This window comes from Pontibacter locisalis, assembly GCF_042684605.1.
Classification (GTDB): Bacteria; Bacteroidota; Bacteroidia; order Cytophagales; family Hymenobacteraceae; genus Pontibacter; species Pontibacter locisalis.
Genome location: NZ_JBHULU010000012.1, coordinates 114,171 through 128,594, shown reverse-complemented (window position 1 = coordinate 128,594; position 14,424 = coordinate 114,171). Strand labels below are relative to the sequence as shown.

At 44.3% G+C, this 14,424-nt stretch carries 14 protein-coding genes and 1 tRNA gene; 10 read left to right on the top strand and 5 right to left on the bottom strand.

The window, feature by feature from the left end:
- Positions 1-261: 261 nt before the first annotated feature.
- On the top strand, positions 262-1,401 hold the full coding sequence (locus ACFSRY_RS08615) for an acyl-CoA dehydrogenase (protein ID WP_377505458.1): 1,140 nt from the start codon (positions 262-264) through the stop codon (positions 1,399-1,401).
- A gap of 159 nt (positions 1,402-1,560) precedes the next feature.
- Positions 1,561-2,487: an AraC family transcriptional regulator gene (locus ACFSRY_RS08610; RefSeq protein ID WP_377505455.1), complete on the top strand. Its 927-nt coding sequence runs from the start codon at positions 1,561-1,563 to the stop codon at positions 2,485-2,487.
- Here ACFSRY_RS08610 and ACFSRY_RS08605 read toward each other — a convergent pair.
- The 3 genes from ACFSRY_RS08605 to ACFSRY_RS08595 are packed head-to-tail and all read right to left on the bottom strand — an operon-like array spanning position 2,484 to position 4,178.
- Positions 2,484-3,236, bottom strand: coding sequence for a geranylgeranylglyceryl/heptaprenylglyceryl phosphate synthase (locus tag ACFSRY_RS08605; RefSeq protein ID WP_377505452.1), 753 nt, complete (start codon positions 3,234-3,236; stop codon positions 2,484-2,486). The two genes, ACFSRY_RS08610 and ACFSRY_RS08605, sit on opposite strands and share 4 nt — an antisense overlap.
- Positions 3,226-3,801 (bottom strand): hypothetical protein, encoded by a 576-nt coding sequence (locus ACFSRY_RS08600; protein ID WP_377505449.1) that lies wholly within the window; start codon positions 3,799-3,801, stop codon positions 3,226-3,228. The genes ACFSRY_RS08605 and ACFSRY_RS08600 overlap by 11 nt, the downstream gene beginning before the upstream one ends.
- Positions 3,798-4,178, bottom strand: a complete 381-nt coding sequence (locus tag ACFSRY_RS08595) for a phage holin family protein (RefSeq protein ID WP_377505446.1) — start codon at positions 4,176-4,178, stop codon at positions 3,798-3,800. Before ACFSRY_RS08595 ends, ACFSRY_RS08600 begins: the two co-directional genes overlap by 4 nt.
- A gap of 156 nt (positions 4,179-4,334) precedes the next feature.
- On the opposite strand from ACFSRY_RS08595, the gene ACFSRY_RS08590 reads away from it, so the two are divergent.
- Complete coding sequence (locus ACFSRY_RS08590; protein ID WP_377505443.1) at positions 4,335-5,438, top strand: J domain-containing protein; 1,104 nt, start codon at positions 4,335-4,337, stop codon at positions 5,436-5,438.
- A gap of 242 nt (positions 5,439-5,680) precedes the next feature.
- Here the strand turns inward: ACFSRY_RS08590 and ACFSRY_RS08585 are convergent.
- Positions 5,681-5,756 (bottom strand) — tRNA-Phe (locus tag ACFSRY_RS08585).
- 168 nt (positions 5,757-5,924) lie between these two features.
- Here ACFSRY_RS08585 and ACFSRY_RS08580 point away from each other — a divergent pair.
- The 4 genes from ACFSRY_RS08580 to ACFSRY_RS08565 all read left to right on the top strand — a co-directional run bounded on the left by ACFSRY_RS08580 (position 5,925) and on the right by ACFSRY_RS08565 (position 10,798).
- On the top strand, positions 5,925-7,298 hold the full coding sequence (locus ACFSRY_RS08580; RefSeq protein ID WP_377505440.1) for a 4Fe-4S dicluster domain-containing protein: 1,374 nt from the start codon (positions 5,925-5,927) through the stop codon (positions 7,296-7,298).
- 92 nt (positions 7,299-7,390) lie between these two features.
- Positions 7,391-8,209, top strand: coding sequence for a (Fe-S)-binding protein (locus tag ACFSRY_RS08575; RefSeq protein ID WP_377505437.1), 819 nt, complete (start codon positions 7,391-7,393; stop codon positions 8,207-8,209).
- Positions 8,210-8,338: 129 nt separating this feature from the next.
- Positions 8,339-8,821: a hypothetical protein gene (locus ACFSRY_RS08570; RefSeq protein ID WP_377505434.1), complete on the top strand. Its 483-nt coding sequence runs from the start codon at positions 8,339-8,341 to the stop codon at positions 8,819-8,821.
- Between the two features lie 27 nt (positions 8,822-8,848).
- Complete coding sequence (locus tag ACFSRY_RS08565; protein ID WP_377505431.1) at positions 8,849-10,798, top strand: OmpA family protein; 1,950 nt, start codon at positions 8,849-8,851, stop codon at positions 10,796-10,798.
- A 93-nt stretch (positions 10,799-10,891) separates the two neighbouring features.
- Here the strand turns inward: ACFSRY_RS08565 and ACFSRY_RS08560 are convergent, their stop codons facing one another.
- Entirely contained in the window at positions 10,892-11,443 is a 552-nt protein-coding gene (locus ACFSRY_RS08560) for an outer membrane beta-barrel protein (protein WP_377505428.1), read from the bottom strand.
- 174 nt (positions 11,444-11,617) lie between these two features.
- On the opposite strand from ACFSRY_RS08560, the gene ACFSRY_RS08555 reads away from it, so the two are divergent.
- The 3 genes from ACFSRY_RS08555 to ACFSRY_RS08545 all read left to right on the top strand — a co-directional run bounded on the left by ACFSRY_RS08555 (position 11,618) and on the right by ACFSRY_RS08545 (position 14,419).
- Complete coding sequence (locus ACFSRY_RS08555) at positions 11,618-12,790, top strand: AIR synthase related protein (RefSeq protein WP_377505425.1); 1,173 nt, start codon at positions 11,618-11,620, stop codon at positions 12,788-12,790.
- 302 nt (positions 12,791-13,092) lie between these two features.
- A complete protein-coding gene (locus ACFSRY_RS08550; protein WP_377505422.1) occupies positions 13,093-13,497 on the top strand; it encodes a hypothetical protein in 405 nt (134 codons plus the stop codon).
- Between the two features lie 211 nt (positions 13,498-13,708).
- Positions 13,709-14,419, top strand: a complete 711-nt coding sequence (locus ACFSRY_RS08545; protein ID WP_377506192.1) for a DUF4476 domain-containing protein — start codon at positions 13,709-13,711, stop codon at positions 14,417-14,419.
- Positions 14,420-14,424: the final 5 nt, after the last annotated feature.

Below are 14,424 nucleotides of genomic sequence, written 5' to 3'. Positions count from 1 at the left end.
GTCACTTCTGATGGGGCGCCGCGATTAATGGCACCTTGTAAAGTATAAAATAAAAAGCGCCACCTGCCTCTTTGTGCAGGTGGCGCTTTTTATTTTATGAAGTGGTTTCAAGCCTGTTTAATCCTTGAGTACAATTTTATATCCGTATAAATGTTCGGCAGGCATAACAATTAAAAGCATATCAGGTTGATTTAATACAACTGTATTTCCTAATTTTGTATGAAAATTTATTGTTTCAACTCATTCTTTATATAAATAAGCATGAACTTTCAATTAACAGAAGAACATTTGGCAGTACAAGCCGCTGCACGTGAATTTGCACAGACGGAGTTGTTGCCAGGCGTTATTGAGCGCGATGAGCATCAGAAATTCCCAGCTGAGCAAATCAAGAAAATGGGGGAACTAGGATTCATGGGGATGATGGTTGACCCTAAATATGGCGGAGGCGGCATGGATGCTGTTTCATATGTACTGGCCATGGAGGAGATCTCTAAAGTAGATGCGTCCGCTTCTGTTGTTATGTCCGTGAATAACTCTTTAGTATGCTGGGGGCTGGAAACATATGGTACAGAGGAGCAGAAACAGAAGTATCTGACAAGGCTTGCTACTGGTGAGATCATAGGTGCTTTTTGCTTGTCAGAGCCAGAGGCAGGTTCTGATGCAACTTCTCAGCGCACAACTGCAGAGGACAAAGGAGATTATTACCTGCTGAACGGAACAAAGAACTGGATCACAAACGGGAGCACGGCTTCTGTGTATCTGGTTATCGCGCAGACTGATGTTGAGAAAGGTCACCGTGGTATCAATGCTTTAATAGTTGAGCCTGATATGGAGGGGTTTGCTATAGGACCTAAAGAGAATAAATTGGGAATCCGTGGCTCCGATACGCACTCTTTGATGTTTACAGATGTTAAAGTACCAAAGGAGAATCGAATTGGTGAGGACGGTTTCGGCTTTAAATTTGCAATGGCCACACTTGCAGGCGGACGTATCGGCATCGCTTCTCAGGCCTTAGGAATTGCTTCCGGGGCTTATGAGCTTGCTGTGAAATATGCTAAAGAACGTAAGGCATTTGGTGTGGAGATAGCAAAGCATCAGGCTATACAGTTCAAGCTGGCTGACATGGCTACTAACATTGAGGCGGCTCGTCTTCTATGCCTTCAGGCAGCTTATGACAAAGATTCTCATGCAGACTATGGTAAGTCAGGTGCAATGGCAAAGCTTTTTGCATCAAAAGTAGCAATGGAAACAACGGTAGAAGCCGTTCAGGTTCATGGAGGTTATGGATTCGTGAAAGAGTACCATGTTGAGCGTTTGATGCGTGATGCAAAAATTACACAGATCTATGAAGGCACCTCTGAAATACAAAAAATAGTAATTTCAAGAGAACTGCTGAAGTAAAAAAACCTTTAAAGCCTTGTTCCAATGTTGTTTAAGCTAAGAATAGACTTTTCTGAATTAAAATTTATTTCTTAAAAAATTTTTGAATTTTATAAAGATTAGTCTTAGCTTTAGGCCAAATTAAAGGGTTTATAGTATAAAAGTTAGTTGGTAACACACATGGAAGATTACAATAAAATTATTGAATCGCTTGGGGTGCGGTTCATTAAGGCGAAGAATCTGGTGTTGCAGCAACCATTCACGGTTCGCAACTCCTACGATGTAGGCAATAACTTAATCCTGCTTCATAAAGGTAGCATCTTCTTTGGGGACGAAGAGCAAATGGTTGAAGAAGGGGAGTTGTTGTTTATACCTGGTGGCCGTAGCACAAAGGTGACTTACGGTCCAGCCGGAGAAGGAAAGACTATCTCTAACGATGATTTGATCACGAACAAAGAGAAGTTTTTCAAAAGTAACAATGATCTGGATCTGATTGGTGATGCAGAGGAGAGCCACAGCTTTGTGAGCTTTGAGGCAAAGGTTTTTGACTCAGTTAACTTCTTCGCCTCACTTGATCTACCTGCATTCCTGATCTCAGGCAACAACAAGCTGGCTAACTTGGTCATCAAAGTTGTAGAAGAGAGCATGCAGGACCTGCCAGGTAAAGAGCGTTTGATCAACATCTACACCGAGAACATTGTTGTAGAGATCGTTCGCCATATTCTAAGAAACAGAATGTTTGTGGAGCAGTTAGCTACAAACAGCACATACTTCAAGGATCCTCGCCTCATCGACTTGTTTAACTACATTAAGGAGAACCTTGGAGGTGATTTGTCTAACAAGGTGCTTTCAAACGTGGCTAATGTGTCTGAGGATTATGTAGGCCAGTACTTCAAAATGCTGACCGGTATTAACCCACAGGATTATATCGAGTACCAGCGTATGGAGCGTGCTGTATTCTTACTGCGCACTACGAAAAAGAGTATCCGCGAAATCGGTAAGGAAGTTGGTTACAAAGACACAGCTTACTTCTGTCGTCGCTTTAAAATGATGTTTGGTATACCAGCCGGTAAGATGCGTCGTCGTGAATCAGCGATGAATATCTAAGCTAAGGTAACGTTATACGAAGCTACAAGATTAGAAACCTCGGCCAAAAAGCCGGGGTTTTTTTCTATATGATTACCTACAACTAACACATCAGCCCCGGCATTCAAGGCAAACTCAGCTTTCTGGGCAGTATCAATACCACCTCCAACAATAATAGGTAAGTCTACGGCTTTACGCACAGCGCTGATCATCTCTGCTGAGATTGGCTTCATGGCACCACTTCCTCCATCCATATAGATGTACCTTAAGCCCAGCATTTCGCCAGCCATAGCAGTGCAGGCGGCTATAGCAGGTTTGTCATAAGGAAGGGGAGTAGTTCCACTCATATAGGAAGCTGTCGTCTGGCGTCCTGTGTCAACTAGCATATAACCTGTTGGGTAGATATCTAATTGGCTGTCTCTTAATATAGGAGCCGACACAACATGTTGCCCGATCAGGAAATCAGGATTGCGTCCGGAGATCAGGGAAAGCAGCAGGATACCGTCTGCTTGTTTATCGATGTGCTGGCTGTTGCTAGGGAAAAGAATAACAGGGATTTTGCTGTTCTCTTTGATGATCTTGATGAGCTCAGCCTGATTGTCTGAGGTAATAAGGCTACCGCCAACAAAAAAGAAGTCAACCTGATGGGCTTCACTTAAAGAAAGAAGATTCAGGCAGGAAGCCTCTGTAAGGTTGTCCGGATCTAACAGGACTGCAAAGTGCTTTCTGCCTGATTTATACTTTTTTTGGTAAAGGGTGTTAAATGGCATCTTCTTTAGGAACAATGTATTCTTCTGTCTCTACAATATCGACCTGAACAGGCGCTGCTGCAATATCGTTATTTTCAGAGACAGTATTAAGATGTTCCTCCACCTTTTTTGAAACGTACATCAGCAACAGTGTCATAAGCTGCGAAGAAATCATTTTTGTAAAATCAGATTTCAGGAAGCTTTTTACTTCTTTCTTTGTCTTGCTTTCGTGTTTAGCATGTGGCATGCGCTCAGAGGAAAAGGTATAATCATCCTCCTGTTCGTGCACGTAAGAGTCATAGTCAGCCATTTCGGCTGTTACCGGAATAGAATGATATTCTATCTTTTTTGCCTTCTTTACTCTCTTCTCTTTTTTATCTTTTTTTTTGTCGCCGCCACTAAACATGCGCTTCAAAAGGAGGCCTGCTACTAAAACACCCCCTGCCATTGCCACTTTCTTTCCTATATCCTGGCCCTGTGTTTTTAGGTGGTCAACGTCACCCATCAAGGCGTTTTTGTACTCATTTTTTTGACGCTCCAGAAATTCCCGCTCATTCTCGTACAGCGGATTAATTAATTCACTCATATTTTTTTCTCTCTTTTGTCAGACTTATATATCGTATTGTCGAAAGCTTTATCGGCTACACCTTCAAAAACTTTTTTATCCAGCCCTACAATCAGTATTATCAGCAGTATTATATAGAAAAGCGCTACAATGCCAAAGCCCCAGAAAGTGCTATCGAGCAGTTCGTTGAGCAGCAAGCCTAAGAAAATACTAACAAAAATAACGCACATGAAAGCTATTATGCCTAGTAATACTACATGAATCAAACTAACAAAGGTTGCTTTTAGCTTTTCTTGTATTTCTAATCGTATGATATCAATACGGGTATCGATATAACCCATTAGATGCTCAATAAGATTATTGCTTTTTTCGCGAGTGCCGTTGTCTTGAATAGCCATAGTTTTTTTAGCTTTTTTTAATGCTTTTTCTGTATACGTGGGTAATTGTAAAAATTTACGTTAAGTATAATTGAATAAAAGTGTAGTACGGAATTTGATAATGATTGACTGTTTTTAGTTAATTTTAAGACTAACATTCTTCAGAATTTTACCTGATTGGATCAGAACTTATATAGCATTTTAGGCATAAGCGTGACTGCCACCATGCTGGAGGTAAAGGCTGCATACAAAAAACTTGCCCTCCGGTACCATCCTGACAGGAATCCAGGAAACATGCAGGCTGAGGAAATGTTTAAGTTGGTGAACACAGCTTACCAGACCTTATCTAACCCAGGCAAGCGCGCCCGCTACGACCTGCGCCTGCAATACCTGCGGGAGCGGCAGCGTGTTTTAAGGCAACAACAGCCCAGCCAGTATGACGCCCGCTACTACCAAACCCGTGAGCCTGCAGGTGTTTCAGAGCGGTATTACCGCCCTATAAGACGCGAAGAAAAGCGCTTTTCCCGCAAAGACTGGTACATTACCGTTTCTTTCATTGCGGTACTCCTCACTTTTAGTCTTCTGCTAAAATTCGTTATGGATCATGTGACTGGTGAAGATAAGTATAAAACGGCCTTGACCTACATGGAAGATGGGAAGTATAGCAGCGCGCACCGTTTACTTTCAGATGCAATTCACTTCATGCCAGATAATGCTGCTGCCTATGAGGCAAGAGCCCGTATTGAGTTGGATATAAATGAGGATTATAATGCGGCACTGAGTGACCTGAACAAAGTTTTTTCTCTCCGTGACCGTCCGTCAGCTCAGGTGTACTTCATGCGCGGGCGTAGCTATCAGCACCTGGCAAAGTATGAGCAGGCGGAAAGAGATCTTACTCATGCTTTAGAACTAAATGAGGAACTGTGGAGTGCCTACCTTGCCCGGGGAGAGGTGCGGCTTTTCTTCTTAAAGAAGTATCATGCGGCTGTTAACGATCTAACCACTTTTCTTCAGCATGAGAAAGTGGGAACTAAGGATTGGGTGGCGGCTTTAACTTATAGAGGTTTTGGTTATTACAAACTAATGGATTATCTGGCGGCCGAACAAGATTACCGAATGGCGCTATATGTTGATAAGCAGAATGGCCGGGTGTTATACCTTTTGGGGAGAGCTGAATTAGAGCAGCAAATGTCAGACTCTGCTTGTTTCCATTTTTATCAGGCTTACCAGCATGGCTACTCGGCTGCTTTATTTGAATTTAGGGCTAATTGTGAGGATTAGTTAATGAATCAGAAAAGATATACCGCCCCTGCCATAGAGTTTGCCTTAAGCCCTGAGCTTCTTTATCCTGATGCCTCTTTAAGTTTATATAGAAGTTAGGGCATTCATCAAACAATTTGCCGAGTTATTCCTTTTTCTAATGTATCTTCATCTTGCAAAACAAAGTAAAGGTTGCGGGTGCAATCAGAAACCTTTGAGGTAGAAAAACAAGAAACCCTCACCTGTTAAGGAGAGGGTTTAGCTGGTGGTGATGATTGGAATCGAACCAACGACACAAGGATTTTCAGTCCTTTGCTCTACCAACTGAGCTACATCACCAGCTCTTGTTGTACCCCTTATTGCTAAAGGGTATGCAAAAGTAGTAACTAACTTTTAAGTAGCAAACATTCTTGAGAAAAATATTTTAAAAAGTGCCCCTGGAGTACTTTTTTCTCATTATTCTGCTATCTTTATATACAAATTAGTATGTATAACGAATAATTTGCCGTGATAGGAATAGAGAATATTATCTTTTTAATTGTGGCTGCCCTTGGTATTGGCCTGTTTGTGTGGCAGATCCGCAAGATCCGGAAAAATGTGCTGTTGGGGCGCGATACAGAGATCGCAGATAATCCTTCAGAGCGCATAAATAAAACACTGCTTGTTGCCTTTGGCCAGCAGAAAATGTTTAAACGCATGTTGCCTGCCATATTGCACCTGTTTGTGTATGTAGGCTTTCTGGTAATCAACATAGAAGTGCTTGAGATTTTGATTGATGGCATCTTCGGCACACACAGAGTGCTAGGCTTTGCTGGTCCTCTTTATAGCGGTTTAATGGCTGTAAATGAAATTCTGGCCGCCCTTGTTATCATTGCATGTGTTATCTTCCTGTGGAGACGAAATGTGACGCACGTGCCACGGTTATCAAAGGGTGTCGAAATGCGTGCATGGCCGAAAGTAGATGCCAATATTATTTTGGTTGTGGAAATCGTGCTGATGCTGGCGCTATTCGCTTTCAACATCGCGGACCTGAAGCAGGTGCTGCTTGCCGGAGAAGAGGTGGTTGGGGCATACCCGATCAGCCAGCTGTTCGTGGATATCTTTGGTGATGACACAGGACGCCTACTAGTGATCGAGAAAGTTGGCTGGTGGTTTCACATTATAGGTATCCTGGCATTTATGAACTACCTGCCAAGTTCAAAGCACTTCCACATTATCATGGCTTTCCCGAACGTGTACTACTCTAAGCTTTTGCCAAAGGGTAAGTTCACTACCAATCCTGCTATCACGCATGAAATTAAGGCAATGCTTGACCCAAGCTACCAGCCGCCCGCACCGGAGATGGATGCAGAGGGCAATCCGGTGATGCAGCGCTTTGGGGCAAAAGATGTGGAAGACCTGACCTGGAAGCAGCTAATGGACTCTTACACCTGTACAGAGTGTGGTCGTTGTACTTCTGTTTGTCCGGCTAATATAACAGGTAAGTTGCTGTCGCCGCGAAAGATCGTCATGGATACCCGTGACAGGATGGAGGAGAAAGGAGAGCATCCGGCTATCTTTGCACCAAATCATTACAAAGAGCTCGGTGTTGAGCGTGTAGAGGTAACGGAAGAAAAAACGCTCTTGCGTGGATACATCACTCCGGAAGAACTTTGGGCTTGTACTACTTGTAACGCCTGCGTAGAAGCCTGCCCGGTAAACATAGATCAGGTATCAACGATCATGGACCTGCGTCGTTTCCTGGTGTTGGAAGAATCTGCTGCTCCGGCATCTCTGAACGCGATGTTCACGAATATTGAGAACAACGGTGCTCCCTGGGCCTTCTCTCCAGCCGATCGATTTAATTGGGCCGATGAACTTTACGTGCCAAGCAAAAACTAGATAGGAACAATGGCATCAGGCACAAACAAGTCGTTCTGCGTCTTACAATTGTAGCTGGTGCCCTTCAAAACAAAGTATAGATTATCCCTCAGATGGAAGAAAATAAAAGATTAGTGAAAGTGCCTACTATGGCCCAAATGGCTGCGAATGGCGAAGAACCGGAAATCCTGTTTTGGGTTGGCTGTGCAGGCGCTTTCGATGACCGTTATAAAAGAGTAACCCGTGCTTTTGTGCAAATACTGGAGCACGTGGGTGTGAAATATGCTGTGTTGGGCACAGAAGAAAGTTGCACCGGAGATCCAGCCAAACGTGCTGGCAACGAATTCCTGTTCCAGATGCAGGCGCTTACTAATATTGAGGTGCTTAATGCGTACAATGTCAAAAAGATTGTAACAGCATGCCCGCACTGCTTTAACACTATTAAGAACGAGTACCCCGACCTTGGAGGAAATTATGAGGTAATCCACCACTCTACATTCCTGCAGCAGTTGGTGAACGAGGGTAAAGTTCGTGTACAGGGAGGCGAGGCATTCAAAGGCCGTCGTATCACTTTCCACGATTCTTGCTACTTAGGTCGTGCCAATGATATTTATGAGGCGCCGCGCGATGTGCTGGCTGCGCTGGATGCTGATCTGGTGGAAATGAAGCGCAGCCGTGCGAATGGCCTCTGCTGTGGAGCCGGAGGTGCGCAAATGTTTAAAGAACCGGAGCCAGGTAGTAAAGACGTTAACATTGAAAGAACAGAGGAAGCCCTGGCTGTACTCGGTGCAGGTGAAGGTTTGATTGCTACTGCCTGCCCTTTTTGTATGGTGATGATGAACGATGGGGTAAAGAACAAGGAGCAGGAAGAAAACGTAAAGGTTTTTGATATAGCCGAACTCATCGCACAGGCAGAAGGATTAAGTAAATAAGTTGCTGTAATGTTAGTGTGTTGGTTACAGCTTGATTTATTTGTTTAGGTAAGGTGGCCAGTACAGGTACAGCTTTAATCTTTTGTCAGTCATATTTTAATTTAACTGCCAAGTCATTTAACAATTACCATGTATATTCCGTTTGACGAATTGCCGCAGCATGCGCGTCTTTGGATTTATCAAGCTAGCAGGCCTCTAACCGAAGCAGAACAGAGTGAAATAAAACCACTTTTGGAGCGTTTTGCAACTGAATGGAGCAGCCATGGGAAAGGCTTAAAGGCTTCTGCAAGGTTGCTTTACAGCCAGTTTCTGGTGTTAGCAAACAATGAGTCTGAAACATCGGCCAGTGGCTGCTCGATTGATAAGTCAGTGCACTTTGTGAAGGAGTTGGAACAGCGTTTCAGTATTTCTTTTTTTGATCGTACACAGCTGGCTTTCCTAAAGGAAGGAGAAGTAGAGCAGGTCAGCCTCAGCGATCTTAAAAGTAAGGTGGCAGCCGGCGAAATAAAACAAGATACATTATACTTTGATACATTAGTAAATACATATGGCGAACTGCAAGCGTCATGGCCAAGGCCTGCGGGTGCTAGCTGGCTCGCCAAATATTTCTGATAAGGCAAACACTAACCATACTTGTTCATGTACCTAACCCTACACGTGAGGCATCTTGCGCATCAATTAAAAGCGGCGGCACTGTTAGTGCTGCTGGTTGTATTTCTGAGCTCCTGCGGGGCAAGTAAAACTATCAGCAAAGGCGATAAGAAATTTGAGCAGGAGCAGTATGAAAGTGCTATCGAGTTTTACACAAAAGCTCTTGATAAAGCAGACAATCCGGGGGAAGTAAACTACAAGATTGCGGAAGCTTACAGGCTCTCTAACCGTATTTCGCAGGCAGAGCCATATTATAAAGCTGCTTTGGATGCCAACTATCGTAAAGAGGACGCCTATTTTTACTATGGTCTTGCTTTAAAAGCAAACGGACAATATGACAAAGCTATGGGGCAGTTCCAGGACTACCTGAGAGTTGGGTCAAATCCCGAGTTAAAAGCCAGGGCTGCCCGTGAGATTGAAAGCTTCAGCAGCGTGAGAGACATTCTAGACAGAGGGCCACGCTATGAAATTCAGAATCTTGAGGCGCTGAACACTGATGCCTCAGAATTTGCCCCGGCTATTCGGAACGACGAACTGGTTTTCTCTTCTACACGTGGAGCTGATAAAATTTACTTGGGCAATGGTGAAGGCTTTATTGATATTTTTGCCACACCATTAACGGATTCCTTAGCTGCTCTGGGAGGCAATGTTCGCAAGTATGAGGGCATAAACCTGGAGGGAATGCACGATGCGCTGCCAACCTTTACTGACGAGGGGCGCACCATGGTTTTTGCACGCAGTAACGAAGGTACTAAGAAAGGCCGCCAAAACGTTGACTTGTTTATCTCCTTCTTCCGGTCCGGTGCCTGGAGTGAGGCAAAGCCTTTAAGCATAAATGATCCTCGTGCCTGGGATTCTTCCCCTGCTTTCTCTCCAGATGGCAAAACCTTTTACTTCTCCTCGAACCGTAAGGGCGGCCTGGGCGGAAACGATATTTATAAATCAACTCTTGATGACAATGGCCGTTTCTCTACGCCGGAGAACCTTGGCCCATCTATCAATACGCCTGGTAATGAAAGTTTTGTGTCAGTGGGCCCGGATGGGACTTTGTACATTGCTTCAGATGGTTTGCCTGGCTTAGGTAATTTAGATTTGTTCAGAGTTGAAAATGGGAAGCCGGTAAACATGGGGCAGCCTATAAACTCTCCCGGGGATGATTTCGGAATTTACCTTCAAAATGAATATAAAGGCTTTTTCTCCTCAAATCGGGAGGGTGGTAAAGGTGGAGATGATTTGTACTTCATGTCAAAATCAGCTCGTAAGCGGGTTAACTTCATTGTAGATGGAACACTTTATCAGCAGAGAGAAGGAGCAAAAGAACGTGCTGCTGTGCCGAACCATGAGGTAACGCTACAGGACGAAGCGGGTAATGCAATTCGTAGCACAAAAACAGGGGAGAGTGGCCAGTTTACTTTTGCCCTGGATACGGCTTCTACTTATTTCCTGATTTCAGAGAAACCCGGTTTCTTTACAGCTCGCCAACGCATTAGCACAGTGGGTAAAATGCCAAAACAGGAAGAGTTGACTGAGGAGGAAAATGAAGTTCGCCTGACGGCTACCCTGGTGCTGAATGAGATCGTGAAAGAAAAGCCAATCGTGCTGGAGAATATTTTCTACGACTTCGATAAAGCAGATATCCGTCCGGATGCAGCCTTAGAGCTTGATAAACTGGTGCAGGTGCTGCAAGATAACCCTGGAATTTCTATTGAACTTAGCTCGCATACAGATGTGCGTGGTAGCGATGCCTATAACCTGGATCTGTCGCAGCGCAGGGCAGAGTCTGCTGTGGAGTACATCATCTCAAAAGGCATTGATCGTTCGCGCATTACAGCCAAGGGATATGGTGAAAATCAGCTGGTAGTAAAAAATGCTACTACAGAGGAAGAACATCAGCGTAACCGCCGTACAGAATTTAAGGTTGTGCGTATACAAGAGTAATCAGTGTAGCGCTACAAAGAAGAGAGCCGCATAAGTTTATACTTGTGCGGCTCTTTTATTTGCATTGGTCTATGAAGTGGCAAAAACATGCTCTTACTTAAAGTTGTATTTCAAACCTATGCCGATGTTGTTAAGCCTGTTAATCGGGAGGTCTTTAAATGAATCTGTTTTATAGCCAAAAATAGCATGGCGGTAGTCTAAAGAAAGGGATAATGGAACCTTAGGGAAAGTATATTCAATACCGATGTTGCCCAGGCCAACGAGGTTTGTAGAAAAGGGCTGCTGCTCTCCATTTCTGTTGAATTCAGTACCTGATAAACCAAGACCGATACCCGCGTAAGGTCTGAGCCTGTTTGAAGTTAGCAACTGAGGCTGCCATACATACTGTATTGATGCAAAGTAGGCTCTGTTGTAATTTGTAATCCCAACCTGCGCTTCGATAGCAGATTCAGGCCGGATAAAATGTTTGGCAGTGATAGCCAGATCAGCACCAAATTTATTACTAGGGGAATAACGGAAGCCGATAGCGGTCTTGTACGGAGCAAGGGCACCTGGTTTAGAGGTTAAGGCATCCTCCTGCGCTAAAGCAGGGGTGGTCATTAGGCTGATAAGGCCGAGTATAGGTAGTAGTTGCTTTTTTCTCATAGTTTTAGAAGTATTTGAAAGAGTATATAAGCTTAACTATATATTTTGATTTTTATTATACTTGGTTTAGATGATGGTTATTACCTGCTGGTTGCCTGACATATTTAATATCTCTAATTAAGATTCGGTTATACAGGTAGCTTTCTTAAATTTGTAAGCAAATCAGCCCTAGCTATGGAAGAAAATAGATATTTGCGCCGCGGCGTTTCTGCCTCCAAGGAAGACGTGCACAACGCCATCAAGAACATCGACAAAGGACTTTTTCCTAAAGCATTCTGTAAAATTATCCCCGACATCCTAACTGGTGACCCGGAGTACTGCGCTATCATGCACGCCGATGGAGCGGGCACCAAATCATCGCTGGCTTACATGTACTGGAAAGAAACCGGTGACCTTGGTGTCTGGAAAGGTATAGCTCAGGATGCTGTGGTGATGAACACGGATGACCTGCTTTGTGTGGGGGCAACTGATAATATCCTGCTTTCCTCTACCATAGGCCGAAACAAAAATCTTATCCCCGGTGAGGTAATAGCTGCTATCATCAACGGCACCGAAGAAGTGCTGCAGATGCTTCGTGATAATGGCGTAGGTATTTATAGTACAGGTGGTGAGACAGCAGATGTTGGCGACCTGGTGCGTACTATAATTGTAGACAGCACCGTAACGGCACGCATGCGCCGCGATGAAGTTATCTCGAACCATACCATACAGCCAGGCGATGTAATTGTAGGCTTCTCTTCTTCAGGACAGGCCAAGTATGAAACAGAGTATAACGGCGGCATGGGTAGTAATGGCCTAACTTCGGCACGCCACGATGTGTTCCATAAATACCTGGCAGCCTCTTACCCCGAAAGCTACGACCCTGAATTACCTGCAGACCTGGTATACTCCGGCAACTACCGCCTGACTGATATTGACAAGGAGACAGGTATGGAAGTAGGCAAACTGGTGCTTTCACCAACACGTACCTATGCGCCTATTGTAATAGAGATACTGAAGCAGCAACGCCAGCATATACACGGCATGGTGCATTGTAGCGGAGGCGCTCAGACCAAAGTGCTTCACTTTACTGAGAAGGTGCACATCATTAAAGATAACCTGTTCCCGGTGCCACCGCTGTTCCGCATTATACAGGAGCAAAGCCACACCGATTGGAAAGAGATGTACAAAGTGTTTAATATGGGCCACCGCCTGGAGATTTACCTGCCAGAGCAACACGCCCAGAGCCTGATCGATATCTCGAAATCATTTGGTGTAGATGCGCAGATAGTTGGCCGTGTAGAGGCAAGCGAGCACAACGAGCTTACCATTAAAAGCGACAAAGGCGAGTTTTACTACGAAGGATAGCAAAGTATATACCTACTTTAGAGTAGCCACAGGTGCGTAGCCTGTGGCTTTTTTTTGCCGTAGCCGTATTCAATTGGATTCCTAAATGGCCGCTAAGCAGATTATTGTCCTCGCTTAGCTTATTGAAATGGTCAAGGTCGTGTTAGTATGGAGTGGGATACTTCCTTTTTTATATTGGCTTTATATAATATGTTTGGCTTCTCTAAAATTTAACGGATAAGAAAAAGGAGACAAGTTGAGGTTAAATATTAGCCTTTTCTGAACAACTAAATTTTATACTATGAAAACAGCACTAACTGCACTTGTCTTTATTCTTTTTGTGGGGCAGATTTGTGACTGGTTTAGGCTATGGTGGCAGTAAAGACAACCTTGAGTGGTCTCTGAATCATAGAGATACTGATACAATAAAGTATAGTGCTTCTTCAAAGACACATGTGTTAGCTGTTCCTCTTACCGCTCAGGCAATACTGTTTAAGGATTTTAAGCGTTTCCCTATTTATGGAACAGGTTCTGCTGTTACTGCAATAGGCAGTACTAAGGCAGAACTGAGTGAAACGCTACATGGAGTAATTACATCAAGGGATATAAGAGAAAGTGGCGTTAATAATTTATTTGTAACTGCAGGTGTAGGGTTTAACTATAGAGTAAGCGAGCGTTTTAATGGATATGTGGAGTGGTTTGCCTTCAAAACGAATCTAAAGGACTGAACTCGTTCCATTAAGATTGGGAACAGTTCTCGCCTAAAGGGCGCCGTATCTTTAAATCCCTTAATACTGGAATCAATTATAAGCTATAAAAACTGCTGTAAACAAACCAAGTCTACACTTAGCCCCAAAACTCTGGCATAATAATTGGCTTAGCGGAAGTATAAGCAAAAACCTATACTCCGATGAAAAAGCTTCTACTACCCTCTTGCTTGTGCTGCTGGCGCTGCCGGTGTTTGCACAAGCCTCTGTACTAACCTTCACCGCCAAAAGAGGAGAGGTGTTCCAGGTAAAACTGGATAACAGAACCGTAAACCATACCGCATCTAACTATGTGCGCATTGCACCGCTTAAGCCGGGCAGGCATTACGTGGAGTTTAAGGTAAGAACGCGGCAGGGTGTATACCAGATGGGGCAAAAAGTAGTAGTGCCAGCAGGAGTAGAGGCAAATTATGTGCTTCGTACTGTGAGCAGAAGCGGTAAGGCCTACCTGCGCCTGATCAGCGAAGTGCCTTTAGTGCCACCTGTACCAAGGCCGCTACCTCGCTACCCAGATCGCTATGACGACTATGACCGTGATTACGATTATGAGCCTGTTCCTCCACGGTATGACGACCGGTACAGTGGTAACTGCCGTTATCTTATGACAGCTCAGGAAGTGGACCGGTTGATACAAACTATGCGCAGCCGCGACTTCGAGAGCACCAAACTAAGTATAGCCCGCGATGCCGTGCGCAACGGAAGTATACTTGCCGAAGACCTGAAGCGCGTGCTGCAGCAGTTCGACTATGAAACCACGCGTGTAGAGTTTGCCAAGTACGCCTACGACTACCTCTGCGATAAAGAGCATTTCTACTACATCTACGACCTGTTCAGGTTCGATAGCAGCGTGCAGGAGCTGGAGAGGTATAGCGGCAGGAGGTGAGAAGA

What these genes read in the sequence shown, in the direction of transcription:
- ACFSRY_RS08595 (WP_377505446.1), bottom strand. Translation starts at nt 4,178, where the DNA reads ATGGCTATTCAAGACAACGGCACTCGCGAAAAAAGCAATAATCTTATT.
- ACFSRY_RS08605 (WP_377505452.1), bottom strand. Translation starts at nt 3,236, where the DNA reads ATGCCATTTAACACCCTTTACCAAAAAAAGTATAAATCAGGCAGAAAG.
- ACFSRY_RS08575 (WP_377505437.1), top strand. Translation starts at nt 7,391, where the DNA reads ATGGAAGAAAATAAAAGATTAGTGAAAGTGCCTACTATGGCCCAAATG.
- ACFSRY_RS08565 (WP_377505431.1), top strand. Translation starts at nt 8,849, where the DNA reads ATGTACCTAACCCTACACGTGAGGCATCTTGCGCATCAATTAAAAGCG.
- ACFSRY_RS08610 (WP_377505455.1), top strand. Translation starts at nt 1,561, where the DNA reads ATGGAAGATTACAATAAAATTATTGAATCGCTTGGGGTGCGGTTCATT.
- ACFSRY_RS08555 (WP_377505425.1), top strand. Translation starts at nt 11,618, where the DNA reads ATGGAAGAAAATAGATATTTGCGCCGCGGCGTTTCTGCCTCCAAGGAA.
- ACFSRY_RS08615 (WP_377505458.1), top strand. Translation starts at nt 262, where the DNA reads ATGAACTTTCAATTAACAGAAGAACATTTGGCAGTACAAGCCGCTGCA.
- ACFSRY_RS08600 (WP_377505449.1), bottom strand. Translation starts at nt 3,801, where the DNA reads ATGAGTGAATTAATTAATCCGCTGTACGAGAATGAGCGGGAATTTCTG.
- ACFSRY_RS08560 (WP_377505428.1), bottom strand. Translation starts at nt 11,443, where the DNA reads ATGAGAAAAAAGCAACTACTACCTATACTCGGCCTTATCAGCCTAATG.
- ACFSRY_RS08570 (WP_377505434.1), top strand. Translation starts at nt 8,339, where the DNA reads ATGTATATTCCGTTTGACGAATTGCCGCAGCATGCGCGTCTTTGGATT.